A 26797-nucleotide genomic window follows, 5' to 3' on the forward strand; every position below is an offset into this window, starting at 1 on the left:
TTTATGTCGGGCCGGCGGAGCCTTCTGTGCCGTGGGGCCTGGCGTGTATGGGGCACTGGCGTATTTTGCAAAGAGAAGAAGCAGGGGGGAGGCACGATGACCTTGGTGTTGAGCCATGAGGCGGGGCTGGGACATGTGACGCCGGAGGGCCATCCGGAACAGGTGGCGCGGCTGGAGCATGTGTTGCACGCGCTGCGACAGGCGGATGTGCAGGTTGAGACCGCGCCGGAGGGCGCACGGGCGGATGTACTGCTCTGCCACCCGGAGGCTTACGTGGCCTATCTTGAAGGGGCGCAGCCGGCGACGGGGCAAAAGGCGCTGGATGCGGATACCTGGATGTCGCCGGGATCGCTGGCGGCGGCCTGGCGCGGGGTCGGCGCGGTGCGCGAGGCGGTCGACCGGGTGCTGGCGGGCGAGGTGAAGAACGCCTTCTGCGCCATCCGGCCCCCGGGGCACCATGCCGAAAGCGAGACGCCGATGGGGTTCTGCCTGTTCGGCAATGTCGCCATCGGCGCGAAACATGCGCTGGAGCGGCACGGGTTGAGCCGCGTCGCGGTGGTGGATTTCGATGTGCATCACGGCAATGGCACCCAGGCGCTGCTCTGGGACGAGGCACGCGCGCTGTTTGTCAGCAGTCAGCAGATGCCGCTCTGGCCCGGTAGCGGCGATCCCTCGGAGCGGGGGGCGCATGGCAACGTGCTGAACATCCCGCTGGCGCCGGGCTCTGATGGCTACGAGATGCGCGATGCCTATACTCATGAGGTGCTGCCGCGGCTGCGCGACTTTGCGCCCGAGCTGATCCTGATCTCGGCCGGTTTCGACGCCCATCGCGACGACCCGCTGGCCAATCTCAACTGGTCGACCGAGGATTTCGTCTGGCTGACGCAGGAGATCTGCCAGGTGGCGCAAGACTGTTGCGAGGGCCGGGTGGTCTCTGTTCTGGAAGGCGGTTATGATCTGGCCGCATTGGCGGAGGCAGTCACCGCCCATGTGAAAACGCTTCAGGAGGCCGCGGCGTGAGCGAGAAGACAGTAGACGATCTGACATTCGAAGAGGCCATGGCCGAGCTGGAGCGCGTGGTCGGCCAGCTGGAACGCGGCGACGTGGCGCTCGACGATTCGATCAAGCTCTACGAGCGGGGCGCGGCGCTGAAGAAGCGCTGCGAGCAGAAGCTCAAGGAGGCCGAGGAAAAGGTCCATGCGATCACCACCGACGCCGAGGGCAATGCCACCGGCTCGCGCCCGGTCGAAGGCCTGTAACCACAGGCGCAGGCGCCGCGTTTCGGCAGCTTTCGCCGGGTTGCGCCCGAGAGGATCCCCCGCATGTTCACCGATGCCCTGAAATCGGACGCTGCCCGCGTCTCGGCCCATCTCGAGCGGGTGATTGCCGCGATGGATGACCTGCCGGTCACCCGCGCGATGCGCTATGCCGTTACCGGCGGCAAGGGGCTGCGCGGCTTTCTGGTGATGGAGAGCGCGCGGTTGCATGGCGTGGCCGAGGAAAATGGGCTCTGGCCCGCCGGGGCGATCGAGGCGGTGCACGCCTACAGCCTGGTGCATGACGACCTGCCCTGCATGGATGACGACGACCTGCGCCGCGGTCAACCCACCGTGCATGTGAAATGGACCGAGGCGACGGCGGTGCTGGCCGGCGATGCCCTGTTGACGCTGGGGTTCGAGATGGTGAGCGATCCGCGCTGCCATGACGCGCCTGCGGTGCGTGCCGACCTGGCGCTGTCGCTGGCACGGGCGGCGGGGGCGCGCGGCATGGTGCTGGGCCAGGCGCTTGATATCGCGGCGGAAAGCGCCGATGCGCCGCTTGACCTGCAGGAAATCACCCGGCTGCAGGCCGGCAAGACCGGCGCGCTGATCCAGTGGTCGGCCGAGGCCGGGGCGCGGCTGGCCGAGGCCGATCCGGCCCCCTTGCGGCACTATGCGCAGGCGCTGGGCCTTGCCTTTCAGATCGCCGACGACATCTTGGATGTGGAAGGCGATGCGCAGAAAGCCGGCAAACGCCTGCAGAAGGATGCGGCGGCGGGCAAGGCCACCTTCGTCTCGTTGCTGGGGCTGGAACCGGCCCGCAAACGGGCGCAGGCGCTGGTCACCGAGGCCTGCGATGCGCTCTCGCCTTACGGCCCCCGGGCCGAAACCTTGCGCGAGGCCGCCCGCTTCGTTATCTCGCGCGACAATTGAGAGGCCAAGGAGCCGCGCATGTCTGACCGCCCGGAAACCCCGCTGCTGGACCACGTCCGCGGCCCTGCCGACCTGAAACGCCTGTCCGACGTGGAGCTGGTGCGGCTGGCGCATGAGCTGCGCGCGGAAACCATCAGCGCGGTAAGCGAGACCGGCGGCCACCTGGGCGCGGGCCTTGGCGTCGTCGAGCTGACCGTGGCGCTGCATGCAGTCTTTGACGCGCCGCGCGACAAGATCATCTGGGACGTCAGCCACCAGTGCTACCCGCACAAGATCCTCACCGGGCGGCGCGACCGCATCCGGACCCTGCGGCAGAAGGACGGGCTGTCGGGCTTTACCAAGCGCTCCGAGAGCCCTTACGACCCCTTCGGCGCGGCGCATAGTTCCACCTCGATCTCCGCCGCCCTGGGCTTTGCCGTGGCGCGCGATCTGGGCGGCGCCTGCGATACCGGGCACGGCGATGCCATCGCGGTGATCGGCGACGGCGCGATGAGCGCCGGCATGGCGTTTGAGGCGCTGAACAACGCTGGCCATTTGGGCAAGCGGATGATCGTCATCCTCAACGACAACGAGATGTCGATCGCCCCGCCCGTCGGCGCGATGTCCTCTTACCTGTCGCGGCTCTATGCCGAGGCGCCGTTCCAGGATCTCAAGGCCGCCGCCAAGGGCGCAGTCTCGCTGCTGCCCGAACCCTTTCGCGAAGGCGCCAAGCGCGCCAAGGACATGCTCAAGGGCATGGCGGTGGGCGGCACCCTGTTCGAGGAGCTGGGCTTTTCCTACCTCGGGCCGATCGACGGCCATGACCTGAACCAGCTGCTGCCGGTGCTGCGCACGGTGCAGGCGCGGGCGACCGGGCCGATCCTGATCCATTTGCTGACCAAGAAGGGCAAGGGCTATCACCCGGCCGAGAGCGCCGACGACAAGGGCCATGCCACGGCCAAGTTCGACGTGGTCACCGGCAAGCAGAAGAAGACGCCGTCGAACGCGCCCTCCTACACCAAGGTCTTTGGCCAGGAGCTGATCAAGGCCGCCGAGACCGACAACCGGATTTGCGCGGTGACCGCAGCGATGCCCGATGGCACCGGGCTCGACCTCTTCAACACCCGCTACCCCAGTCGCTGCTTCGACGTGGGCATTGCCGAACAGCACGGCGTGACCTTCTCCGCCGGGCTTGCGGCGGGCGGGATGCGGCCGTTCTGCGCGATCTATTCGACCTTCCTGCAGCGCGGCTACGACCAAGTGGTGCATGACGTCGCCATCCAGCGCCTGCCGGTACGCTTTGCCATCGACCGCGCGGGTCTTGTCGGGGCGGATGGTGCCACCCATGCCGGGGCCTTCGACATTGCCTTCATGGCCAATCTGCCGGGCATGGTGGTGATGGCCGCCGCCGACGAGGCCGAACTGGTGCACATGGTCGCAACCGCCGCGGCGCATGACGAGGGGCCGATCGCCTTTCGCTATCCGCGTGGCGAAGGCGTCGGCGTCGAGATGCCGGAAAAGGGCGTTCCGCTGGAGATCGGCAAGGGCCGCATGGTGCGCGCGGGCAAGGGCGTGGCGATCCTGTCCTTCGGCGCACGGCTCAAGGAGGTGCTCGACGCCTGCGAGGCGCTGGGCGCCAAGGGCATCAGCCCGACGGTGGCCGATGCACGCTTTGCCAAGCCGCTCGACCGCGATCTGATCCTGAAGCTGGCCGCCGAGCACGAGGCGTTGATCTGCGTCGAAGAGGGCGCCGTCGGCGGCTTTGGCAGCCATGTGGCGCAGCTACTGGCGGATGAGGGCGTGTTCGACAACGGGCTCAAATTCCGCTCGATGGTGCTGCCGGACATTTTCATCGACCAGGCCAGCCCGCGCGACATGTATGCGGTGGCGGGGCTGAATGCCGAGGATATCGAGGCCAAGGTGCTCGAGGTTCTGGGCGTCGCGGAGATCAAGTCGTCGCGGGCGTGAGGCTACGGCGTGGTTCCGAGCTTCGGCTGACGCCGTTGCCGCAGGGCATTGAGCGTGTGACCGGGCAGGATGGCGGCGCATTGCGCGTAGCGTGACGCCAGCCGCCGCGGGTTCGACAGCATTCGCCAGAGCCATTCCAGCGCCAGTTTCCGCACCAGCTTCGGCGCGCGTTTCTGCTCTCCGGCCAGGAAATCGAGCCCGGCGCCGATCGAGGCAAAGCCCACCTGCGGCGTGATCTCGCGGCCCCGCGCGGCGAGGATCTCCTGCTTGGGCGCGCCCAGCGCCAGAAAGGCCAGCCTCGCCCCTGACGCCGCGACCTCCTGCAACACCGCCGCGCCCCCAGGCCCCATCGGATCGAACCCCATCGGCGGCGCGATCCGTGCCGCGACTTTCAAGCCCGGCACCTTTTGACACAAGGCGTCTGCCGCGCCAGCCAGCGCCGCGTCGGTGCTGCCCAGCAAAGCCACCGGCACGCCCTGCCGCGCCGCCAGTTCGGCCAGCGGCAGCACCATGTCGGCGCCAGGGATCAGCTCGACCGGGTCGCCGGCCAGGCGCGACAGCCAGACCAGCGGGTTGCCGTCGGCCACCACCAGGTCCTGCGCGGCATAGGCCGCTCGGAACTCCGGGCTCTGGCGCAGCTTCACCAGGTGGTCGAGATTGACCGTCGCCAGGGCAAATCCCTCGCCGCGCGAAAACCGCGCCGCCACTTCCGCCATCAAATCCGCCCGGCGCGGCATATTGATTGCCAGCCGGTAAGTCCCTACCTCAAAGTACACGTTGCCCTCCGCATCCTCGGGCCTATCATCGGCGGGCAAGATGGCGAAGGTAAGGACAAATCGCAAAAACCACGCGGCGCTGCGGCATTAATTGCCGGCAAAGCTGTCGAGAGCCGAAAAATTGCCATCTTCCGGTGGTTAAACCCCGCCCGACGACATTCAAACGGACGTTCGCATGCCTCTGACCCAGACCGGCACGACCCTTCGCCCTGCCCCGCTCGCGGGGGTGCGATGATGCGCGCCGTGGGTCTCATCGGCTGCGGCTTTGTCGCCGATCTCTACATGCGATCCTTCGCGCTCTATGACGACATTCAGATCGTCGCGGCGCATGACATCGACGCCGCACGGCTCACCGCCTTCTGCGCCCATTGGGACGTGCCGCCGCAGGCGCAGTTGCAGGGCTTTCTCGAGGCGCTGCCTGAGGGCGCGATCGTGCTCAACCTCACCAACCCGGCGGCGCATTACGAGGTCAACCGCGCCTGTCTTGCCGCCGGCCTCCATGTCTGGTGCGAGAAACCGCTGGCGATGAGCCTGCCGGAGGCCGAAGCGCTGAAAACCATGGCCGACGACGCCGGTCTGATGCTGGCCTCCGCCCCCAGCAGCGTGCTGGGCGAGGCGGCGCAGGTCTTTCTGCGCGAGATCCGGCGCGGCACCGCCGGGCCTGTGCGGCTGGTCTATGCCGAGCTTGACGACGGATTTGTCCCGCAGGCCCGCACCGAGACCTGGATCAGCGAAAGCGGCGCGCCCTGGCCCGCCGAGGACGAGTACCACACCGGCTGCACGCTGGAGCACGCGGGCTATTACCTCACCTGGCTGATGGCGGCCTTTGGGCCGGTGCGCCGGGTGGTGGCGGCCTCGGCCGAGGTCATCCCGGGCAAGCCCGGCGGCGCGCAGACCCCGGATTTCGCCACGGCCACGCTGTTCTTCCACGAAGGCCAGGTTGCGCGGCTGACCTGTTCGATCGTCGCCCCGCACGATCACCGCATCCGCGCGATAGGTGACCAGGGCGTGCTGGCGGTCAACCAGGCCTGGAACAACGCCGCCCCGGTGCGCTTTCATCAGCGGATCAACCTGCGACGGCGGCTGCTGGAGCTGCCCATCGGCCGGCGTTGCAAGCCGGGCGGGGTCACCCATCCCAAGGTCTCTCGCAAGGGCGCGGCGGCGATGAATTTTGCCCTCGGCCCGGTCGAGATGCTCGACGCCCTGGCCGAAGGACGGCCCTGCCGGCTCGACAATGCCTTTGCCCTGCACCTGACCGAGGTGACCCTGGCGATCCAGAACGCCGGTGACGACACCGGGCCGCAGGACATGGTGACCAGCTGCGACAGACCGGAGCCGATGCCATGGGCAAGCTGACCCTGCTGATCACCGGCGCGGCGGGCTATGTCGGTCGTCACACCGTCGCCGCCGCGCGGATGCACGGCCATGCGGTGATCGCCGTGATGCGCGACTCGTCGGACCTGCCGGAGGGCTGGATCGAGGACCCGGGTATCACCGTGATCGCCGGCGATCTGACGCACTGTCCCGCCCTGCCAGAGGCCTGCGCCCGCGCCGACGTGGTGCTGCACCTCGCCGCCTCGCTCTCTGGCGAGGCCGAGCGGCAGGCGCGCGACACGCTGCAGGCCACCGAGGCGCTGCTGGCCGCCCTGCCGGAGGGCGCGAAGCTGGTGCACCTGAGCTCGATGGCGGTCTATGACATGACCCGCGCCGACACCGGCGAGATGATCAGCGAGAGCTTCCCGCTGCTTGCCCCCGACTCCCCCGCCGATGCCTATGCCACCGCCAAGGCCGCGCAGGAGCGCATGGTGACCGAGGCCGCCAAGGCGCGCGATCTCAGGCTCATCACCCTGCGCGCCGGGGCGATCTTTGGGCCGGACCGGCTCTGGAATGCGCATCTGGGCATTGCGGTGGGGCCGGTGCTCTTGCGGTTGGCGGGGCTGGGGCAGATCCCGCTCTGCCATGTCTCGACCTGCACCGCGGCGCTGATCCATGCCGCCGAACGCCGCGCCACCGGGCCGATCAACCTGCTCGACGAAGACCTGCCGACCCGGCAGCGCTACCTCGCCAACCTGGAGGGCAAGCCGCCCGTGGTGCTGCCGCTCAACTGGCGTTGGCTGATGCCGCTGGCGCGCTGTGCCGCCGCGATCGTGCCGCGCGACAGGCTGCCGGGGCTGATGCGCCCCGAGGTGCTGCGCGCCCGCTTTCTGCCGGTGAGCTATGACAACAGCCGCATGCGCGAGGCGCTGGGGCTGCGACAGGCGCAGAGCTTCGAGGCGCTTATGCACGAGGCGCAATCATGACCGGACCCCTGCTCTACCTGACCGGCGAATACCCCCGCGCCACCGACACCTTCATCCAGCGCGAGGTGGCGGCGCTGCGGGCGCAGGGCCTCGTCGTCATGACCGCCTCGATCCGCCGCACCGGGCCGGAGCATCTGGTGGGCGAGGAACAGATCACCGAGGCGGCGCAGACCTTTCACGTGCTCGAAGCGGCGAAGAACCCGCTGCACCTGGCCTGCGCCAAGCTGCGGCTGCTGCGCCATCCCCGCCGCTTCTTTCGCGCCTTTGCCCTCGCCTGGCGGACCGCGCCGGGGGGCTTCCGCAACTGGCTCTGGCAGATGTTCTACTTTGCCGAGGCGATCATGCTGGCCGATCACATGCAGCGCCACGGCGTGCGGCACCTGCACAACCATATCGCCAAGGCGAGCTGTACCGTGGCGATGCTGGCCTCGGAACTCAGCGGCATTCCCTACAGCTTTACCCTGCACGGGCCGGACATCTTCTTTGCGCCGGAACACTGGCGGCTGGATCAAAAGATCGCCCGGGCGCGGTTCGTGGCCTGCATCTCGGAATTCTGCCGGGCGCAGGCGATGATCTTTTCCGAGCGTGCGCTCTGGGACAAGCTGCATATCGTCCACTGCGGCATCGACCCGGCGCGCTATGACCCCGCCCCGCGGCAAGGCCCGCCGCACCTGACATTCGTCGGCCGGTTGGCGGCGGTGAAAGGCATTCCGGTGCTGCTCGAAGCGCTGAGCTTCCTGCGCACCGAGTTCCCCGAGCTGCGCGTCACCCTGATCGGCGACGGGCCGGAACGCGCGCGGCTGGAGCAGGACGCGGCCGATCTGGGCCTGAGCGACATCGTGGAGTTTGCCGGCTATCGCAGCCAGTCCGAGGTGGCCGAGGCGCTGAAGGACACCGACGCGCTGGTGCTGCCGAGCTTTGCCGAGGGCGTGCCGGTGGTGCTGATGGAGGCGATGGCGGCAGGCAGGCCGGTGATCACCACCTCCGTGGCCGGCGTGCCCGAGCTGGTCGAGGACGGCAAGAGTGGCTGTCTGGTGCCGCCCGGTGACGCGCTGAAACTGGCCGAGGCGATCCGCGGCGTGCTGTCCGACCCCGAGCGGCGGGCCACCATGGGCAGAGCAGGACGCGCCAAGGTGGTCGAGGAGTTCGACATCGGCAAGGAAGCGGTCTGGCTCGGCCGGCTGTTCGAGATCTACGCCGAGGGCGCGACACATCCGGGCAAGCGCCCATGAGCGATGTCGACCTGATCCTGATCGGCCGCAATGAAGGCGCGCGGCTGGAGCGCTGCCTCGCCTCGGCCCGCGGCCAGGCGCGGCGCATGGTCTATGTCGACAGTGGCTCGAGCGATGGTAGTGTTGCCGCGGCCGAGGCGGCGGGGGCCGAGGTGGTGCATCTCGACCTGTCGCGGCCCTTCACCGCCGCGCGGGCGCGGCACGCCGGGTTCGAGCATCTCGAGGCCACCGGCGGCGCGGGCGAGATCCTGCAATTCATCGACGGCGATTGCGCCATCGCCCCGGGTTGGATCGAGACCGCCCGCGCGGCCCTGCTGGCCGAGCCGAAGCGTGGCCTTGTCACCGGCTGGCGGCGCGAGATCGCGCCCGAAGCCTCGGTCTACAACGCCCTCGCGCAGGTGGAATGGCACCGTCCGGCGGGCGAAATCGCCGCCTGTGGCGGTGACATGATGGTGCGCCGGGCGGCTTACGTCGAGGCCGGCGGCTTTGACGCGCAGGTGATCGCCGCCGAGGATGACGAGCTTTGCTGCCGGCTGCGCAAGGCCGGCTGGCAGCTCTATCGCATCCCCGAGGAGATGACCCGCCACGACGCCGCGATGATGCACTTCGGCGCCTGGTGGCAACGGGCGGTGCGCACCGGGCATGGCTTTGCCCAGGTCGGCCATCTGCATCCCGAGTATTTCAAACGCGAGCGCCTGCGCACATGGGCCTGGGGCCTCTTCGCGCCCCTGCTGGCGCTCTTCGGCCTGATCGCCGCGCCCTGGCTGACGGCGCTGGTGCTGCTGGCTTACATGGTGTCCTGGCTGCGATCCGCCCGGGGGCTGATGCGCCACGAAGGCCTGCCGCGCGGACAGGCGCTGCATCACGCGGTCTTTCTGACGCTGTCGAAGTTTCCCAACCTGATCGGCATGGTCCGGTTTCATCTGCGCAGGTGGATGGGCCGGGACATGCGGATCATCGAGTACAAGTGAGTGAAATGGTTTTGAGAACTGGCATTATCGGCGCGGGCTATATCGCGGATTGGCATGCGGATGCGGTGAAACTGACCGGCGCGGCCCGGTTGACCGCGGTCTGCGATCTGTCGGCCGAGGCGGCGGGCGCGCTGGCCGCAGCGCATGGGGCGCAGGTCTTCACATCGGTCGAGGAGATGATCGCCGCTGATGTGGTCGACGCCGTGCACATCTGCACCCCGCCGCAACTGCACAAGGCGCTGGCGGTACAATGCCTGACCGCCGGGCTGCATTGCCTGGTGGAAAAGCCCGTCGCGCTGTCACTGGCCGAGATGGAGGCGATGGCCGAGGCCGCCAAGGCTTCCGGCAAGGTGCTGGCCTCGGGGCATAATTTCCTCGGCGTGCCGCGGTATGAGCGGCTGAAGGCGCTGGTGCGCGACGGTACACTGGGCAAGTTCGCCCAGGCCGAGATCAACTGGCATTTCCCGCTGCCGCCGCTGCGCTCGGGGCCTTACGGGCTCTGGCTGCTGCGCGAGCCGGGCAACCTGCTGAGGGAGCTGGGGCCGCATCTCTATGCCTTTGCCGTCGATCTCTTCGGCCCGGTCGAGGTGATCTTTCTCGACGTCTCCAAGCCCGTCGAACTGCCCGGCATGGGCGAGCGGCCGCAGGTCTGGCGGGTGCTGGCGCGGGCCGGCGGGGTGGAGCTGTCGTTCAATATTTCGCTGGTCGAGATCATGGACGACCGGTCGCTGACGATCCGCGGCTCCTCGGCCATGGCGCGGCTGGACTACGCCAATGACACCCTGCAGATCAGCCGCGAGAACACCGCCGATATCGTCGCCAACCCCTTCCTGCGGCAGATGGGACAGGCCGGCGGCGCGCTGCGCGAAGGCGTGGTGAACGGCGCGCGGCAGCTGGTCTCGCTGAACCGCAAGCAGCCTTATGCGCTGTCGTTTCAAGGCGTGGTGCGGGCCTTCTACGACGCCGCCGCCCAAGGCAGACCGATTGACGCGCGTTTCGGCCCCGAGGCCGCACTGCAGGTGACCCAAGCGCTGGACGACACCCTCGCCCTGCTGCCGGAGCTGGCCGCGCCGAAGGTGCCCGCGAAGACCCGCGATCCGCAGCCACGGGCGCTGGTGATCGGCGGCACCGGCTTCATCGGCCGGCATCTGACCCGGGCGCTGGTGGCGCGGGGCACCGATGTGCGGGTGCTGTCGCGCGGGCGCTCCGGGCCCTTTGCCGACCTGCCGGACCAGGTGGAGACCGTGGCCGTCTCGCTCAGCGACGCCGAGGGGCTGCGGGCGGCGATGGAGGGGATCGAAGTGGTCTACAACCTCGCCCGATCGCTCGAGACCACGTGGGAAGCGGCGCTGGAGAACGACGTCGGCGTCGCGGTGCGCGTGGCCCACGCGGCGCAGGCCGCCGGTGTCAAACGGCTGGTCTATACCGGCACCATCGCGTCCTACGACATGTCGGATCCGGGCCAGACAATCACCGAAGCCACGGGCTTTGACGAGGACATGAGCGACCGCAATCTCTACGCCCGCTCCAAGGCGGAATGCGAACGCCGGCTGATGCAGATGCACCGCGACACCGGCCTGCCGGTGACCATCGCCCGGCCCGGCATCGTCGTCGGACCCGGCGGGCCGCTGCAGCACTGGGGCATCGGTCGCTGGCATGGCGCCGGCGCGGTGCGGATCTGGGGCAAGGGGCGCAACATCCTGCCCTTCGTGCTGATCGAGGATGTCTGCGACGGGCTGATCGCCATGGGGGACCACCCCGATGCGGTGGGCGAAAGCTTTACCCTTGTCGGCGAGCCGATGATGTCGGCGCGCGATTATTTCGACGCCATCCATCAGGCCACCGGCGCGCGCATCGCGGTGAAGCCCGGCAATCTGCACCTGTTCTGGGCGGCGGATGCGGTGAAATACCGGCTGAAACGCCATGTGCTGGGCCGCAAGGGCGCGCTGCGCGCCTCGCTTCGCGACTGGAAAAGCCGGGCGCATCTGTCGCCCTTCGACAATTCCAAACCCAAGCGGGTGCTGGGCTGGCAGCCCGAGACGGACCGCGCCGCCTTCATCGACAAGGCGATCACCCGCGCCAACCTCTTCGGTTTCTGACAAGTCGCAAGGAATAGGCTTATTTCTGCCCGATTTTCGGTGTTTGCTGCCGGAGAATAACAAGGCGGGACAAACCGGACCCCGTCGAGGCAAGAGTTGATCATGGAAAAACGCTGGACAAGGAAGAAGCGCGCCCTGCGCGATGCCGGGGGGCCGGAGCCGAAACCGGCGCTGACCGGGCCGATCCGGCTGGCGGGGGAGGAGTCTGCCGAGTCGGGCGAAGCTGTGCAGGACCGTCGGAACGGCGAGCGGCATGAGACTGTGTCCGAGACTGCTGCGCCGTCTGACGTCGAAACAGAGGTCACAACGCCTGACGTCAGCGATGACGCTGCCGTGGTTTCGCCACGCCGCGTGGCCAGGGTGGTTGTGGCCGAGCCGACACCCGAGCCGCCCGAAGAGACCGAAGCGCCTGCCGTCGACCCGGAGCCGGTCTCGAAGGAGGCCGAACCCGAGCCCGAGCCGAAATCCAAATCCAAATCCAAATCCAAGAAATCACGCAAGATCAGGCTGAAGCGCCGGCCCTCCACTGGACAGCCCGGACCCGAAGCTGCCGAGGAGCCGGTCGTCGTGGCGGAGGCCGGGCCTGTTCCGATGCTTCAGCCGGAGGTCGCACCGGAGCCTGAGACAGTGAACGCTGAGACGCCAGAGCCGGAGGCGGCACAGGCGCCCGAGCCTGCACCCGCCCCGACGCCAGAGCCGGAGCCGAAAGCTGTCTCGGAACCCATGCCCGAGCCCGCACCTGCCCCGGCAGAGCCGGAACCCGCCTTGAAGGCCGTGCCTGAGCCAGCGCCCGTGCCAGCGCCTGAAACCGCCGCAGAGGCCACGCCGGAGCCTGAGCCCACCCCAGCGCTCGACACCGCGCCCCATACAGACACAGAGCCCGCCAATGCGCCCGCCCAATCCAACCTCGCCGTGCTGGCGCGCAAACCGGAGGGGTCCAGGGCCTGGGACAGCCTGCCGACCTTCCCGATCAACGCCCGCAGGCTCGAGCGCAACCGCATCATCACCGCCACCCGCGAGGACCCGGTGCATTCGGCCTTTGACGTGCTGCGCACCAAGCTCTTGCGGGCGCTGCGCGAGAATGGCTGGACGCGGGTCGCCGTCACCTCGCCCACCGAGGGCTGCGGCAAGACCTTCCTCGCCGCCAACCTCGCCATCTCGCTGTCACGGCAGAGCAATTGCCGCTCGATCCTGATGGACCTCGACATGCGCCATCCGGGCCTCGCCAGGGCGCTCGACATCAAGCAACCGCCTGATCTTCCGGCCTTTCTGCGCGGCAACCTGCCGATGCAGGACCTGTTGTGCCGTCCGGCGCAGAACGGCTTCAAGATCAGCGACCAGGTGGCTTTCGGCGTCAACGGCCAGCGCGAGCCCTATGCGGCCGAGCTGCTGCAGGACCCCGACACCGCCGACGTGCTCAAGGCGATGGAGGCGGCGTTGGAGCCGGACGTGATCCTGTTTGACATGCCGCCGGCGCTGGTCAATGACGACGTTCTGGCGGCGCGGCCGCTGTTCGACGGCATCATCCTGGTGGTCGGCGGCGGCATCACCAAGCCGCAGCAGGTGCGCGACGTCGAACGGCGCCTCGGCACCGAGACGCCGCTTCTGGGCATCGTGCTGAACCGGGCCGAGGACGAGGCCGCGCAGATCTACGGATACTGACGAACAGCCTGACGTGGGCGCGAGGCGCGGCCGCGCGGCGCACGCCTGCACATCCCCAATCCTCAAGCCGTCCCGTGCGGGCCGGGGTGTCAGAGCCGGGCTTGCTGGCGATCGCCCGTGTCAAAAGGGTTGATGTTGGGCCACCTGTCGGTGATCACCCGCAGCGCCGCCGGGATCAGCGCCAGCATCCCGAGAACCCAGCCCAGGATCATCAGGTTGCGGAAGCGCCGTTCGCGCTTCGTCTGCACCACCGGGATCGCCACCACGGTCTGGATGCCCAGCGCACGCTCCAGCTGGGCCGACGTGCGGATCGCGGGGTTCATGACCTCGAGGATCAGCGCGAGGCCGACGCCAAAGACAACACTGGCCACGCCGCCCATGATCGCCGTCTTCTTGCGGCTGCGCGACACCGGGTATTCCGGCACCAGCGCGGTCTCCAGCACTTCGAAGCGCTCGGTCTGCTTCTGTTCCTGCAGCGTGCGCTCGGTCTGGGCCTTGACCTTGCTGCTGGTGATCTGCGCCAGCTGGTCGCGCAGCTGGGTCAGGTCGCGGGTCAGGGTGTTCAGCTCCTGCTCGACCTGCGGGCCATTGGCCAACGCGGCCTCGACCACGGCAATACGTTCCTGCACCAGCCGGCGCTGTTCGGCAAGCTGGGCGAGCTGCGCCTCGAGCACGCCTTCGCGGGCGCGGCGACCATTGGTCTGCAGCTGAATGATGTCGCGCTCGATATCGAGCTCGGTCTGGCGCAGGGTGTCGAGACGGCTGCGCTGGCCGGTCACCACCGAGGGCAGGCTGTCGGCATTCTCCTGCTTGAAGCGAGAGAGGCGCTCTTCCAGTTCGACGATTGCGGTGGTCAGCCGCTGCTCTTCGCCGCTGAAGAAGGCCAGCGCCTGATCGACCTGGTTGCGCTGGGTCGAGCGGCCCTGGTCGACGATGCGGGCCAGCAGTTCATTGGCGACATCCGCTGCCTGCTGCGGATCGGACATGGTGACGCGGATGGTCAGCCCGGTCGGGCTGCCGTTGGTCAGCCAGGGCTGGGTGCTGTCCATCACCGGGATGATCGAGGTCGCCTCGCGGAACAGCGCCACCTTGTAGCCCAGGGATTCATCTTCGTCGGCATAGAGGCCGAAATCCTCGATGATCTCGATCACGTTGTCGCGGGCCATCATCCGCTGTTCGATCAGCGTCAGGCGGTGGGCGGCATCGGTGCGGCCGGTGCGGGCGTCGATGATGGTGGCGTCCTCGATCTGGGCGACGGCAATCGCCTCGTAGACCTTGGGCTGTTTCAGCGCGAAATGGATCGACAGGGCACAGCCGATCAGCGTGATCAGCATGATCAGGGGCAGCCGCCGGCGCAGCACGTTCTTCAGATCGGAAAACGATCCCAACTGGTTCATTTCAATGCTCCAACACGCGCCCCCGCGAGGGGACATTTCACCTTGGCCTTGGGGCTCAGACTGTCTTCTCGACAACTGGCAGACCAAGCGACTTGCCCCAGATGCAATCTAGGGGATTTGCCTAAATTTCGCCACCTTTTCGGCCCGGATTCCTGGAAACAATGCGTTTCCTGACAGGATTTTTCACATACAAACCAGAAACTTATCCCAAGCCGTCCGGTTCCGCCCCGGTTCAGCCCGCCTGTCGTCGCGCGCGCATCTCGCGGCGGCGCGCCATGGCCTCTTGCCGCGCTGCCGCACGGGGGTTGTTGGGCGGGGGCGCGGCGGGTGCCGGCTCGGCCGCGACATTGGCCGGCGGCGGCGCGACCGGGGCCTCGACCCGCCGTTTCGGCACAGGTTTCGCGCCACCGATCTCGACGATCCGCGCCGCAAGGCCGGAGAGCGTCGGGTAACCGAAGACATCGGCGATGCTCAGCCGGGTTACGCCCAGTGCCTTGCGCAGCGCCCGGTGGGCCTGCACCGCCAGCAGCGAATGCCCGCCAAGGTCGAAGAAATTGCCCTGCGGCGAGACCTCTGCCAACCCCAACACCTCTTTCCAGACCTCGGCCACCTGGGCCTGCACATCGGCCTGATCCGCGCCGGAGGTCACGGGGCTTGGGGCCGGAGCGGCGGGCGCTACCGGAGCCTTGACCGGCTTGCGGGCGCTCAAAGCTTTGCGGTCGACCTTGCGGTTGGGCGTCAGCGGGAACTCCGTCACCTGCTCGAAGCGCGAGGGCACCATGTAATCCGGCACCGCCTCGGCGAGCGCGCGCCGCAGGGTGCCGGCCGCCGCCGTGCCGTCGTAAAAGGCCACCAGGGACTGGGCGTCCTGCACCACGACCACCGCCTGGCTCACGCCGGCCATCGCCTCGAGCCGGGCCTCGATCTCGCCCAGCTCGATCCGGTAACCGCGCAGTTTCACCTGGGTGTCGGCGCGGCCGAGGAAGTCGATGCTGCCATCGGCCTGCCAGCGCGCCAGATCGCCGGTGTCGTAGATCCGCCCCTCGGCAAAGGGGTTGTCGCGGAAGCGCTCTTCGGTCAGGTCGGGCCGCTGCCAATAGCCACGGGTCACGCCCTCGCCACCGATATGCAGCGTGCCGATCACGCCAACCGGGGCCGGGTCTCCCTTGGAATCAAGCACATACATCTGGGTATTGGCAATCGGCGTTCCGATGCCGCAGATCGCCTCGCCGCCCGTCGCAGGGCCGGTCGAGGACCAGATCGTCGTCTCGGTCGGACCGTACATGTTCTCGATTCTGGCGTCGGTCAGCGCCCGCAGCTCGTCCACCAGCGCCCCGGCCAGGGGCTCGCCGCCCAGCATGATCTGCTCGACCGCGCCCAGCGCCTTGCGGGTGTCGGGTGAAAGCAGCAGCAGCCGCATGGTCGAGGGCGTGCATTGCAGATGGGTCACGCCATGGCGGATGATCTGCGCGGCGATCGAGAAATCACGCTCTACCCCGGCATTGCAGCGTTGCAGCACCTCGGCCAGCGGGCGCAGCCCGTCGAGCACCGTGTCGACGTCGATGCCATAGTCGATCAGGCAGGCCACCTCGGTGACCCCGATCTCCTTCAGGCTCTCGACCCGCGCCACCGCATCCTCGATGGTGCCAAAGAGCCCCGAGTCCTCGAAATAGCGCTGGAAGGCGAAGTCGAGGATGGCGTCCATCTCTTCCTCGTTCAGACCGTCGAGGGTCAGGTCGAAGGCGTTCTTGGCGCCCTCGGGGCGTTTGAAGGCCGGAAAGGCCCAGGCGTATTGCTTGATCAGCCCGGCGGCCGAGCGCAGGTAATCCTTCATCGGCTCGCGCGCCACTTCGCGCGCGGCCTCGCGGGTCTCGGCCACGTAGCTGTGCAGCATCAGCGTGACGGTGAAATCGTCGGGGTCATGCCCGGCTTCGCGCAGCGCCTCGTGATACAGCGCGATCTTGCCCGCCACTTCGTCCACCGACTGGCCCAGCAGGTGGGTCAGCACGTTGGCGCCGATCTTGCCGGCCTCTTTCCAGGTCGCCGGGTTGCCGGCGGTGGTGACCCAGATCGGCAGTTTCTTCGACACCGGTCGCGGCTGCGTCACCACAGCGTGCAGCGTGCCGTCCTGCTTGGGATATTCCACCGCCTCGCCGGCCCAGAGCCGCCGCAGCTCCTCGATCTGGCGCAGCATGGCGGGTTTGTTCTCGGGCGGGGTGTTCTCGGGGCGCAGCACGAAATCATCGGGCTGCCAGCCCGAGGCGATGGCCATGCCGGCGCGCCCGTTGGTGAGGTTGTCGATCACCGCCCATTCCTCGGCGATCCGCGCGGTATGGTGCAGTGGCGCGACGCAGCTGCCGGCGCGCACGGCGATGTTCTGGGTGACACCAGCGACGGCGGCGCCGGTGACCGAGGGGTTGGGATAGGGTCCGCCAAAGGCATGGAAATGGCGCTCGGGCGTCCAGACGGCGCAGAAGCCGTTGGCATCGGCAAACTTCGCACCTTTGAGCAGCGAGCGGTACTTGTCGCGCCCGACGCCATCGTCATTGCCCCAGTAATAGAGGCTGAACTCCATGCCCTGACCGGGCTGCGTGGTCTCGAGCTTCTGTTCCTCGTTGACCAGCACCAGCTTGTAGCCGCGCGCCAGGCTGTAGAACAGCTCGAGCACCGAGATGTCGAAGCTGAGCGAGGTCAGCGCCAGCCAGGTGCCCGGCGTCTCGCGGCCGATACGGGCGTCCATGCCGGCGTAGAAATTCACCACGTTGCGATGTTCGACCATCACGCCCTTGGGCCGCCCGGTCGAGCCGGAGGTGTAGATCAGATAGGCAAGATCCTCGGGTTTCGCGCTCGGCGCGGGATTGCCCGTCGGCGCCTCGGACATCGGGCCGTCGAGGCAGAGCACCTGGGCGTCACTGGCCGGCAGATCGTCCTTCAGCGCCTTTTCGGTCAGCACCACCGAGGCGCCGCTGTCCTCAAGATAGAGCGCCAGCCGGTCGGCGGGATAGGCCGGGTCCATCGGCACATAGGCGGCGCCGGCCTTGAGGATCGCGAGGGCGCCCACCACCAGATGCGCATTGCGCGCGGTGCAGAGCCCGACCAGCGTGCCCGGCCCGACCCCCAGCGCGCGCAGCGCATGGGCGGCGCGGTTGGCACGGGCATTGAGGTCTTCATAGGTCAGCTCGTCAGGGCCGGTGACGAGAGCAATGGCCTCGGGGCTGCGCGCGACCTGCGCCTCGAAGGCGGTCTGCATGGTCAGGGTGCGGTCAAACTCCACCTCGGTGCGGTTCCAGCCATGCAGCACCAGATCGCGCTCGCTCTCGGGCATGGTCGGCAGCGCCTCGCCACGGGCGGCGGCCTCGGCCATGGCGTTCAGACGATCGGCAAGGATCTGCGCCATGGCGGGGCTGATCCGGGCGCGGTCGTGGATCAACTGGCCAGCGGCGGTGACGGTCAGCGGCGCCTCGGTCGGCGTGTCGATGGCAAAGATGACATCGGGCCGTTGCAGGGCCGGAAGCTCTGGCATGCGCAGGGCAAGGTCGGCGGCAATGCCGGGCCGCTTGGTCACGATCTCCAGATCGTCGCCCTCGCGGAAGGGCACCCAGTCCAGCGCCAGCCCCCCGCGCGGGTCGAGCGCGGCATGGGTCACGGCAATCCCGGCCTCCGGCGCACCGCTGGCCTGCGCCGCCCAATGGCGCACGAGGTCGGCTTTCTGTTGCAGGGTCAGGGTCTCGGGCCAGTCGATGGCGAGCGTGGCGGTCCCGCTGTCGTCCTGCGCGCCGCCGGCGATGCTGGCGGGAGTGAAATCGGCGAGGGTCTTGCGCCAGTTGCGCTCGGCGGGGGCGAGCGCCTCGGCGAACTCGGTCGACGCCTGCGCCTCGGCGTCGGAGAGCAGGGGCAGTTGGTCTCCGGGCTTGGCCAGCATTGCCACATCGGGCGTGCCGCCGTCCATCCGGCGCAGACCGGTCAGGGCGACCGCGCCCTCCTCGCAGGCGATGGAGAGCGCATCGCCGACCGCCAGCACGTCTCCGGGGGCGCCCTGGCCTGGGGTGACCTCGGCCGAGCCCACGGCATAGAGCGCGCCGCCGATCTCGACCTTGGCGGTGGCCAACGGGTTGACGTAATCGCCATGATCCAGCGCCCGCACCATCCGCGCCACTTCGGCCGCCGGTCTGTCAAAGCGCAGCAGGCCCATCGCCTCGGGCCGCGCGCTCAGGCCGTGGTAGCTGCGCTGGCTCAGGTCCTGCGGTTGACGCTCCGGCGCGCCGGTCTCGAGCTGGTCGAGCAAGGTGCCGAAGCTCTCGACGCCGGCGGCATAGCACTTCAGGTTCAGGCTCAGCGCGGTCTCGTCCGGGGCAATGTCGACCTCCTGCGAGACCAGGATATCGCCCTCATCGATGCCGCCTTCGATCATGTGCCAGGTGATGCCGTGGCGCGTCTCTCCTTCCAGCAGTGCCCAGACCGGGGCGTTCAGCCCGGCGTGACGCGGCAGCGGGCCGTCGTGGAAGTTGACCGCACCGCGCCGGGGCAGCGCCAGCACATCGGCGGGCAGCAGGTCGAGATTGGCAACCGACAGCAGCCAGTCGCAGTCAAGGCCAGAGAGCCGGGCTGCAAGGTCGCGGCCCGGTGCCTCGACCCGCACCCCCTGCGCCTCGGCCCAGGCACGCAGGTCCGGCAGGCGGGTGACCAGCGCGGCGATGCCATGGCCACGGGCCAGCATCTGTTCGGCGCAGGCGCGGGTCAGCGTGTCATTGCCGATCAGGATTGCGGTGACGTCGGTCATGGCGTTCTCCTTGCGGATTGCGGGGCGGGACGGGGCGCGGATCGGGTCAGCAGTGCGCGCAGGTGATGCGCCACCAGGTCGCCCAGGAAATGCGGCGGATCGGCGTCGGGCTTGCGCTGCACCAGCTTGCGCAGCCGCCAGATCACCCCGCCCACGGCATGCGACAGCGTGGCCAGCGCGGCGTAGCCGGCGCCATGCGACTTGGTGAAATAATACAGCCGACTGTCGAGCCAGTATCGCGGGATCCGGGTCCAGCGCTTCATGCCGGTCGAGACCGAGCCGATATGTGTCACCCGGCTCTGCGGCAGATAGACCGTCTGCCAACCGGCGCGGGCGGCGCGCAGGCAGAGCTCGGTTTCCTCGAAGTAGAGAAAGAAGGTCTCGTCAAAAAGGCCGATCTGGTCGACCATCTCGCGGCGCATCATCATCGAGGCCCCGGCCAGCCAGTCGACGCGCTGCGGCGCCTTCGGCAGGTCGATTGGCACGCGGGATTTGCGCAGCAGGCGGCTGACCGGACCGAAGCGGATCGCATGTTCGAACTCGCTGGCGATGGTCGGGAAGCGAAAGGCGGTATGCTCCTGCCCGCCCTCCTCGTTGGCAATCAGGCTGCCGGTGATGCCGACCTGCGGATGCGCATCGAGCCAGTCGGCCAGAACGCGGATCGCGTCGGGTTCGGGAAAGGCGTCGGGGTTGAGGATGTAGAGGTAATCCGCCTCTTGCCCGTCTGCCCGCCCGGCGCGGATGCCGGCATTGTTGCCGGCGCCGAAGCCGCCGTTGCGGCCAGAGGCGATCACCCGCACATGCGGCCAGGCCTGATCAGCGACAAAGGCGGTGAGCTGTTCGAAGGAGCCGTCGCCGCTGTCGTTGTCGACGATCACCAGCTCGGCATCGAGCCCCTCGAGCGCCGTCACCGCCGCGCGCGCGGCGCGGGTGCACATCTCGGCCGTGCGCCAGTTCAACAGGATGCAGAGGATGCGCGATTTGCTCAGGGTCATTCCGCCGCCCTTTCGCTGGGCACAAAGACCGGCTCGGGCTGTTCCGCCGCTTCGATGGCGGCGCGGATGCGGGCGGCGAGCACGCGGACGTTGGGCTCCAGCACCATGGAGTCATGGGTGCCGGGCACCTCTTCGACCTGAACGCCGGGAACCCAGCCTGTCCAGTCGTTGTCGGGCAGCACATAGGCCCGGTCGGCATCCACCAGCCGGCCGCCAGACACCTGCCACTTGCCGCTGAGCGGCGGGCGGAAGAGATGCAGATTGCCGTGCCAGCCGCGCATCGGATAGCTGGCGATGGCGTCATAGAAGGCGGCCTCGATGGCGGCATTGTGGAACTGGTGCTCGGGCGTCTCCTCGACCTCTTGGGCGCGGCGCTTCTGGATCTCCCAGCGGATGCGGCGCGCGGCCCAGTGCAGCGGATAGGCGAGACCGCCGCGCTTGAGCTCCTGCAACTGGATCAGCATGCGGTCCTTGAGTGCCAGCTTGCGGCGCACCGGCAAAGGCGTGTCGAGCATGACGACCAGCGCCACCTCCTCGCCCGCTTCTTCAAGCTGATGGGCCATCTCGAAAGCGGTGATTCCGCCACCGGAGAAGCCGCCCAGCAAGTAGGGGCCATGCTGCTGCACCTGCCGCAGCTCGGCGATGTAGTCGCGCGCGGCCTCGCGGATATCGCGGTGCGGCTGGTCGTCGCCATAAAGCCCGCGGGCCTGCAGCCCGTAGAACGGCCGGTCGCTGCCGATCAGGTTGGCGAGATGGCGCAGGTTGAGCACGTTGCCGAACATGCCGGCCACGAGGAAGAAGGGCGTGCGCGCACTGCCCTCGCCCTCGTGCATCGGCACCACGTGGGTGAACCGCCGCTCGTCCTCCTTGGCCCCTTGCGGGGCTGCCTCGGCGGTTTGCGGTCCGACGCGGGCCTCGATCAACGCGGCGCAGGCGCGGATGGTGGGCGCCTCGAAGAGCACGGATATCGGGAACTCGGCGCGATAGGTCTTCTTGATCATCGCAAAGAGCCGCACGGCGATCAGGCTGTGACCGCCCAGATCGAAGAAATTGTCCTCGGCACCGACCTGGCTGAGGCCCAGAAGCTCCTGCCAGAAGCCGGCGAGCGAGCGTTCGATATCGCTCTCGGGTTCGACGAAATCGGTGTCGAGGTCGGGGCGTTCGAACTGCTGGCCGCCGGCCTGCGCCGCGCCACTCTCGCCCGCCTGGGCGATCAGCGCCGGCAGGTCGAGCGACGAGACGACGAGCTGCGGCAGATCGGTCGCCAATGCCCGCAGGAAGGCTTCGGCGCCCTCGTCGGGGCGGATGCCCTGGCCCAGGTTGTGCTGCAAGCGCTCTTCGGCGGGCGAGAGCGGCTGGATGTCCTGGGCCTTGTCAAAGCGCAGCTCGGTCGGTGCGGGCCTTGGCGCCTGGCCGAAGCCGCCGGTGTCGAGCCGCTTGATCGAGAAGCCCTCGATGGCGACGCAGATATTGCCCTCGGGGTCGGTCAGGGTGATGTCGAAGCGGGCCACCGGGTCGCTGGCGCGATTGGTACCACGGTTTCGCACCCAGCTTACCAGCCGCTCCGGCAGCGGGCCGAAGACCTGGACCTGGCCATAGGACATCGGCACCCAGAGCGCGCCGGGGTCGTAGCCCTCGATCAGTTCCATCGCCCAACCGGTGGCGATATCCATAAGCGCCGGGTGCAGCAGGGTCCGGTCCTGCGCGGCCTCGGCCGGCAGCACCAGATCGGCGATGCCTTCGCCCGTGCCCAGCGCGGTCGCGCGCAGCACCCGCCAGCGCGGGCCGAAATCGAGGTGCTTCTCCTGCGCCGAGCGCAGCGGCACGTCGCTGAACTGGCCGCCCGCGCAGCGCGCGCGTATGGCGGCGAGGTCGACCGGCGGCGGCGTGACCTGCGGGCGCAGGGCAATGTCGGCCTCGGCGTGCAATTGCCAGCCGATGCGGCCCTCATGCGGCACGGCGCTGCGCAGCTGCAGGGCGTAGCCCGCGTCGGAGCGGCGCAGATGCAGGCGAATGTCGGTCGCGGCACCATCGGGGGTGTAGAGCGGCCGCAGAAAGGTCAGGTCGCGGATCACGAAGGGCCCGGTCTCGCCCTGCGCAGCCAAGGCCTCGGCCGCCAGTTCCAGCGTGCCGGTGCCGGGCAGCAGTGCCTTGCCGTCACGGGTGCGGTGTTCGTCCAGCGCCCAGCGCTCTTCGGGCCGCCAGGTTGCTTCGAACATCCGCGCGCCGGTATCATCGAAGGTGGCCACGTCGAGCAGCGGCTGGCCTGCCGGCTCTCGCGGCGGATCCGGCAGGTCGCCGGTGCGCTCGGCCACGGCCTGGGCGGCCATGCCGACCTCGGCCCAGATGCCCCAGTTCAGCGCCAGCACCCGAGTCGCGCCGCCCTGGCGGGCATGGGCAAAGGCGTTGAGGTATTCGTTGGCGGCGACGTAATCCACCTGCCCCGCCGGGGCGGTGACGGTCGAACTAGAGGAAAACAGCACCAGCCAGTCGAGCGCGCCATCAGGGAAGACCTCGGCCAGCACTTTGGTGCCGTGAATTTTCGGGGTCAGCACGTTTTCGATGCCGATCTGCGTCTTGGTCAGCAGCGGCGCATCGTCGACCACGCCGGCGGCATGGATGACGCCGTGGATCGGGCCAAAGTGCGCCTGCGCCTCGGCGGCCACCGCCTGCATCTGCTGCAGGTTGCTGACGTCGGCCTCGCCCAGCAGAACCTCGGCGCCCTGCGCCTCCAGCGCCTCGACCGCTTCGATCCGGCTGGTGGTGGCATCCTGCGGGCCGTGGCTGCGGCGGTACTTGTCCCAGCTGGCGCGATCAGGCAGCGCACTGCGCGAGACCAGCACGATATGCCGCGCACCTTCGTCGACCAGCCGCCGCGCGATGCTGAGACCGATGCCGCCGAAACCGCCGGTGATCAGGTAGGTGCCGCCGTCGCGCACGCGGGGCGTTTCCGTCGCGGTGAGCGGCAGGGCGCAGGGGGCGCGGACAAAGCGTTTGGCGCCGCGCAGCGCGGCCTCGGTATTGGCTGGCGGGGCCAGCAGGTCTTCGAGCACCTGCAGGGCCAGCGGCTCCAGCCGGTCCTTGCGGGTGCGGCCCTCGGTCAGCTCCAGGTCGACCATGGCGGTGGTGACGCCCGGCAGTTCGCGGGGGATCACCCGGAGGGGGCCGGCGAGAGTGGATTTCTCGGGCCAGCGCAGCGCCTCCTGCCGGACCCGGGCGGCGCCATTTGTAAAGGCAGTGAGGTGCAGCGGCTTGGGCAGGCTCTCCTCTTCCATCGCCTGGGCGAGAAACAACAGCGAGTAGAAGCCATGCTCCTGCACCCGGTGGAAATAGGAAGAGCCGGGACGGTGGCTTTCGTCGCGGGTAACCAGCCAGAAATGCGCCACGCGGCCGGGCACCACGCCATGGGCCATCAGGTCGCGGATCAGCAGGTCATAGCCCTCGCGGCCACGTTCCGGCGCCAGCACGTAAGAGCCATCGGCAGCGCGAGCAAAGGCATCGCCGGGCCAGACCTCGATGACGGTGTGATTGGCACCGCGCAGCTGATCGGCGACGCGGCGCGCAAGGCCCGCGTCGTCCATGAACATCAGCCAGGTTTCCGGCGTGGTCAGATGCAGCTCGGTCTCGACATCCACCTCGCAGGCCGCAAGGCCGGGCACCCAGGCCATGCGGCTGGCCCAGGTCTCGATCTCGTCGGAGCGGGTCAGGAAGCTGTCGGCGGGGGTGGCGCGGGCCTGGCTTGGTTCGATGAAATAGGTCTGATGCTGGAAGGCATAGGTCGGCAGCACCACGCGGTTGCGCCGCGCCTCGCCCCAGACCTGTCCCCAGTCGATCGCCACGCCCAGCGCCGAGAGCCGGCCGAGGGCGGCGAGGAAATAGGCGTCGTCGGGCACCCGGTCCTCGGGGTGGCGCAGGCTGCCCAGCACCTGATTGGCGGGCAGGTCGGGGTGCAGCCGGGCCAGCGAGGCCAGCGCCTTGCCGGGGCCGACCTCGAGAAAGACGCGCGGCTGGGTCCGGGCCAGCGTGCCGATGCAATCAGCAAAGCGGACGGTGTTGCGCAGATGGCCAACCCAATAATCGGGGTCCGTGGCCTCGGCATCGGTGAGCGGCTGGCCGGAGCGGTTGGAGATGATCGGGATCTGCGGCGGGCGCAGCGTCAGACCCTGCAGATAGGCGCGGAATTCACCCAGGATCGGCTCGAGCATGGCGGAATGGGCGGCAATGTCGATGGCCACGCGTTGGCAGTCGATGCCCTCGGCGGTGAGCCTCTTTTGCAGCGCGTCGAGCGCGGCCTGCGGGCCGGAAGCGACCGAAAGCTCGGGCGCATTGACCGAGGCGAGGTCGAGATCGGCGCCGAGGTAGGGCATCAGCGCCTCGGCCGAGAGCGAGACCGAGAGCATGCCGCCCGAGGGCACCGTATCGAACAGCCGGCCCCGCAGATGGACAAGGCCGATGCAGTCCTCGAAAGTCATCACGCCGGCGAGGCAGGCGGCGGTGTTCTCGCCCATGGAATGGCCGACCAGCGCCACCGGTTCGACGCCCCAGCTCTGCCAGAGCTTCGCCAGCGCGTATTCGACGATCATGATGAGCGGCAGTTGCACCGAGGGCCGGGTCAGCCGCTCATCGGCCCTTTGCCGGTCCTCCTCGCGCGGGAGCCAGAGCGCGCGGATGTCGTAATCGAGCCGCGGCTGCAGGATCTCGAGCCCGGCGTCGATCCAGTCGGCAAAAACCGGCTCGGTCTCGTAGAGATCGCGCGCCATGCCGGCATATTGCGCGCCGCCGCCGGGGAACATGAAGACCACCTCGGGCACGGCATCCAGCGCCGTATGGGCAAAGACCCTCCGCGGATCGAGGGTTTCCAGCAGTTCAGCGGCCTGCTCGTGGCTCTCGGCCACCAGCACCCGGCGGTGCTCGAACTTGCGCCGTCCGGTCTCCAGGGTAAAGGCGACATCGGCGAGGCTCTGCTCGGGATGGGCGCGCAGATGGGCGGCGAGCTTGCGGGCATTGGCCTCGACCGCCGCCTTGGTGCGGCCGGTCACGGTGAGGATCTGGAACGGCCAGTCGCTCGCTTCCGAGGCGGGGCGCTCGGGCGCCTCCTGCAGCACCACATGGGCATTGGTGCCGCCGACGCCCAGCGAATTGACCCCGGCGCGGCGCGGGCCGTTGCGCGGCGCCCAGGGCGTCAGCCGGTCATTGACACGGAAGGGCGAGGTCTCGAAATCGATCGCCGGATTGGGTTTTTCGTACCCAAGGCTCGGCGGCATCTCTTTGTGGGTCAAGGCCAGCGAGGTCTTGATCAGGCTGGCCACACCCGCCGCGGTATCCAGATGGCCGATGTTGGTCTTGACCGAGCCGATGCGGCAGAAGCCGGTCTGATCGGTGGTCTCCTCGAAGGCCTGGGTCAGCGCCGCGACCTCGATCGGATCGCCCAGATAGGTGCCGGTGCCGTGGCATTCGATGTAATCCACCGTCTCGGCGCTGATGCCGGCCATGGCCTGTGCCTCGGCAATCGCCGCCGCCTGGCCCTCGACCGACGGGGCGAGGTAGCCGGCCTTGGCGGCGCCATCGTTGTTGACGGCAGAGCCCTTGATGACTGCCCAGATGTGATCGCCGTCGCGCAGCGCATCCTTGAGCCGGCGCAGCACCACAACGCCGACGCCGGAGCCAAAGACCGTGCCCTGAGCCCGGTGATCGAAGGCGTGGCATTCGCCGTCGGGAGAGAGGATCTCGTTTTCCTTGTAGAGATAGCCGCGGCCCTGCGGCAGCTCGATGGTGGCGCCCCCGGCCAGCGCCATGTCGCATTCGCCGTTGATCAACGACTGCGCGGCGTAATGCGTCGCCACCAGCGAAGTCGAGCAGGCGGTCTGCAGATTCAGCGAGGGGCCCTTGAGGTCGAGGATATGGCTCAGGCGGGTGGCCATGAAATCCTTGTCATTGCCGGTGTGGCGCAGCAGGAACATGCCGGTCTGGTCCACCAGATCGGGGTTGGAGCAGACGTTGAAATAGAAATAGCTGCCCATGCCGCAGCCGGCAAAGACACCGACCGGGCCGGGCGCGGCCTCTGGCGGGCGGCCGGCGGTTTCCATCGCCTCCCAGGCGCATTCGAGGAACTGCCGGTGCTGCGGATCCATGATCGCGGCATCCTTGGGCGACAGGCCGAAGAACTCGGCGTCGAAATCGGCGAAACCGTCGAGCGGCGCGGCAAAGGGCACGTAATTGCGGTGGCGCATCAGGCCCGGGCTTTCGCCAGCCTCGCGCAGCGCCTCTTCGTCCAGCCGGACGATGGACGAGCGGCCCGCGCGCAGGTTGTCCCAGAAGGCCTCGATCGACGAGGCACCGGGCAGGCGCGCCGCCATGCCGACAATGGCAATATCGGTCTCGCTTATGTCTGCGAGGTCGTCATGAACACACATACTGTAATCCTGCGCTTGCGCCGGGTGTCTGGA

The 26797-nt window shown here is 68.4% G+C and carries 15 protein-coding genes; 10 read left to right on the top strand and 5 right to left on the bottom strand.

Going from position 1 to position 26797, the window contains the following annotated elements:
• Nucleotides 1-96: 96 nt before the first annotated feature.
• The 4 genes from ACN0SE_RS11335 to dxs all read left to right on the top strand — a co-directional run bounded on the left by ACN0SE_RS11335 (nt 97) and on the right by dxs (nt 4139).
• The gene (locus ACN0SE_RS11335; RefSeq protein ID WP_417524634.1) at nt 97-1020 is read left to right on the top strand and encodes a histone deacetylase family protein; all 924 of its coding nucleotides are present in this window, start codon (nt 97-99) and stop codon (nt 1018-1020) included.
• A complete protein-coding gene (locus tag ACN0SE_RS11340) occupies nt 1017-1259 on the top strand; it encodes an exodeoxyribonuclease VII small subunit (RefSeq protein WP_323765914.1) in 243 nt (80 codons plus the stop codon). The genes ACN0SE_RS11335 and ACN0SE_RS11340 overlap by 4 nt, the downstream gene beginning before the upstream one ends.
• 63 nt (nt 1260-1322) lie before the next feature.
• Nucleotides 1323-2192, top strand: coding sequence for a polyprenyl synthetase family protein (locus tag ACN0SE_RS11345; protein WP_417524635.1), 870 nt, complete (start codon nt 1323-1325; stop codon nt 2190-2192).
• An 18-nt stretch (nt 2193-2210) separates the two neighbouring features.
• A complete protein-coding gene (gene dxs / locus ACN0SE_RS11350; protein ID WP_417524636.1) occupies nt 2211-4139 on the top strand; it encodes a 1-deoxy-D-xylulose-5-phosphate synthase in 1929 nt (642 codons plus the stop codon).
• Between the two features lie 2 nt (nt 4140-4141).
• Here the strand turns inward: dxs and ACN0SE_RS11355 are convergent, their stop codons facing one another.
• Entirely contained in the window at nt 4142-4915 is a 774-nt protein-coding gene (locus ACN0SE_RS11355; RefSeq protein WP_417524637.1) for a WecB/TagA/CpsF family glycosyltransferase, read from the bottom strand.
• Between the two features lie 231 nt (nt 4916-5146).
• Between ACN0SE_RS11355 and ACN0SE_RS11360 the strand changes: the two genes are divergently transcribed.
• The 6 genes from ACN0SE_RS11360 to ACN0SE_RS11385 all read left to right on the top strand — a co-directional run bounded on the left by ACN0SE_RS11360 (nt 5147) and on the right by ACN0SE_RS11385 (nt 13179).
• Nucleotides 5147-6271, top strand: a complete 1125-nt coding sequence (locus tag ACN0SE_RS11360) for a Gfo/Idh/MocA family protein (RefSeq protein ID WP_417524638.1) — start codon at nt 5147-5149, stop codon at nt 6269-6271.
• The gene (locus ACN0SE_RS11365) at nt 6259-7215 is read left to right on the top strand and encodes an NAD-dependent epimerase/dehydratase family protein (RefSeq protein WP_417524639.1); all 957 of its coding nucleotides are present in this window, start codon (nt 6259-6261) and stop codon (nt 7213-7215) included. The genes ACN0SE_RS11360 and ACN0SE_RS11365 overlap by 13 nt, the downstream gene beginning before the upstream one ends.
• Nucleotides 7212-8447: a glycosyltransferase gene (locus ACN0SE_RS11370; protein ID WP_417524640.1), complete on the top strand. Its 1236-nt coding sequence runs from the start codon at nt 7212-7214 to the stop codon at nt 8445-8447. The genes ACN0SE_RS11365 and ACN0SE_RS11370 overlap by 4 nt, the downstream gene beginning before the upstream one ends.
• Nucleotides 8444-9418, top strand: coding sequence for a glycosyltransferase (locus tag ACN0SE_RS11375; protein WP_417524641.1), 975 nt, complete (start codon nt 8444-8446; stop codon nt 9416-9418). Before ACN0SE_RS11370 ends, ACN0SE_RS11375 begins: the two co-directional genes overlap by 4 nt.
• A 5-nt stretch (nt 9419-9423) precedes the next feature.
• Nucleotides 9424-11517, top strand: a complete 2094-nt coding sequence (locus ACN0SE_RS11380; RefSeq protein ID WP_417524642.1) for an NAD-dependent epimerase/dehydratase family protein — start codon at nt 9424-9426, stop codon at nt 11515-11517.
• Nucleotides 11518-11619: 102 nt separating this feature from the next.
• Nucleotides 11620-13179, top strand: a complete 1560-nt coding sequence (locus tag ACN0SE_RS11385) for a CpsD/CapB family tyrosine-protein kinase (protein WP_417524643.1) — start codon at nt 11620-11622, stop codon at nt 13177-13179.
• A gap of 89 nt (nt 13180-13268) precedes the next feature.
• On the opposite strand, the gene ACN0SE_RS11390 is transcribed toward ACN0SE_RS11385, so the two are convergent.
• The 4 genes from ACN0SE_RS11390 to ACN0SE_RS11405 form a co-directional block, all read right to left on the bottom strand.
• The gene (locus ACN0SE_RS11390) at nt 13269-14576 is read right to left on the bottom strand and encodes a GumC family protein (protein ID WP_417524644.1); all 1308 of its coding nucleotides are present in this window, start codon (nt 14574-14576) and stop codon (nt 13269-13271) included.
• Between the two features lie 232 nt (nt 14577-14808).
• A complete protein-coding gene (locus ACN0SE_RS11395) occupies nt 14809-19356 on the bottom strand; it encodes a MupA/Atu3671 family FMN-dependent luciferase-like monooxygenase (RefSeq protein ID WP_417524645.1) in 4548 nt (1515 codons plus the stop codon).
• The gene (locus ACN0SE_RS11400) at nt 19353-20351 is read right to left on the bottom strand and encodes a glycosyltransferase (protein WP_417524646.1); all 999 of its coding nucleotides are present in this window, start codon (nt 20349-20351) and stop codon (nt 19353-19355) included. The genes ACN0SE_RS11395 and ACN0SE_RS11400 overlap by 4 nt, the downstream gene beginning before the upstream one ends.
• A complete protein-coding gene (locus tag ACN0SE_RS11405) occupies nt 20348-26764 on the bottom strand; it encodes a type I polyketide synthase (protein WP_417524647.1) in 6417 nt (2138 codons plus the stop codon). Before ACN0SE_RS11405 ends, ACN0SE_RS11400 begins: the two co-directional genes overlap by 4 nt.
• Nucleotides 26765-26797: the final 33 nt, after the last annotated feature.

This window comes from Marinovum sp. (assembly GCF_048263515.1).
Classification (GTDB): domain Bacteria; phylum Pseudomonadota; class Alphaproteobacteria; order Rhodobacterales; family Rhodobacteraceae; genus Marinovum.

What these genes read in the sequence shown, in the direction of transcription:
- ACN0SE_RS11405 (WP_417524647.1), bottom strand. Translation starts at nt 26,764, where the DNA reads ATGTGTGTTCATGACGACCTCGCAGACATAAGCGAGACCGATATTGCC.
- ACN0SE_RS11360 (WP_417524638.1), top strand. Translation starts at nt 5,147, where the DNA reads ATGATGCGCGCCGTGGGTCTCATCGGCTGCGGCTTTGTCGCCGATCTC.
- ACN0SE_RS11390 (WP_417524644.1), bottom strand. Translation starts at nt 14,576, where the DNA reads ATGAACCAGTTGGGATCGTTTTCCGATCTGAAGAACGTGCTGCGCCGG.
- dxs (WP_417524636.1), top strand. Translation starts at nt 2,211, where the DNA reads ATGTCTGACCGCCCGGAAACCCCGCTGCTGGACCACGTCCGCGGCCCT.
- ACN0SE_RS11370 (WP_417524640.1), top strand. Translation starts at nt 7,212, where the DNA reads ATGACCGGACCCCTGCTCTACCTGACCGGCGAATACCCCCGCGCCACC.
- ACN0SE_RS11335 (WP_417524634.1), top strand. Translation starts at nt 97, where the DNA reads ATGACCTTGGTGTTGAGCCATGAGGCGGGGCTGGGACATGTGACGCCG.
- ACN0SE_RS11380 (WP_417524642.1), top strand. Translation starts at nt 9,424, where the DNA reads ATGGTTTTGAGAACTGGCATTATCGGCGCGGGCTATATCGCGGATTGG.
- ACN0SE_RS11395 (WP_417524645.1), bottom strand. Translation starts at nt 19,356, where the DNA reads ATGACCGACGTCACCGCAATCCTGATCGGCAATGACACGCTGACCCGC.
- ACN0SE_RS11365 (WP_417524639.1), top strand. Translation starts at nt 6,259, where the DNA reads ATGGGCAAGCTGACCCTGCTGATCACCGGCGCGGCGGGCTATGTCGGT.
- ACN0SE_RS11375 (WP_417524641.1), top strand. Translation starts at nt 8,444, where the DNA reads ATGAGCGATGTCGACCTGATCCTGATCGGCCGCAATGAAGGCGCGCGG.
- ACN0SE_RS11345 (WP_417524635.1), top strand. Translation starts at nt 1,323, where the DNA reads ATGTTCACCGATGCCCTGAAATCGGACGCTGCCCGCGTCTCGGCCCAT.
- ACN0SE_RS11385 (WP_417524643.1), top strand. Translation starts at nt 11,620, where the DNA reads ATGGAAAAACGCTGGACAAGGAAGAAGCGCGCCCTGCGCGATGCCGGG.
- ACN0SE_RS11400 (WP_417524646.1), bottom strand. Translation starts at nt 20,351, where the DNA reads ATGACCCTGAGCAAATCGCGCATCCTCTGCATCCTGTTGAACTGGCGC.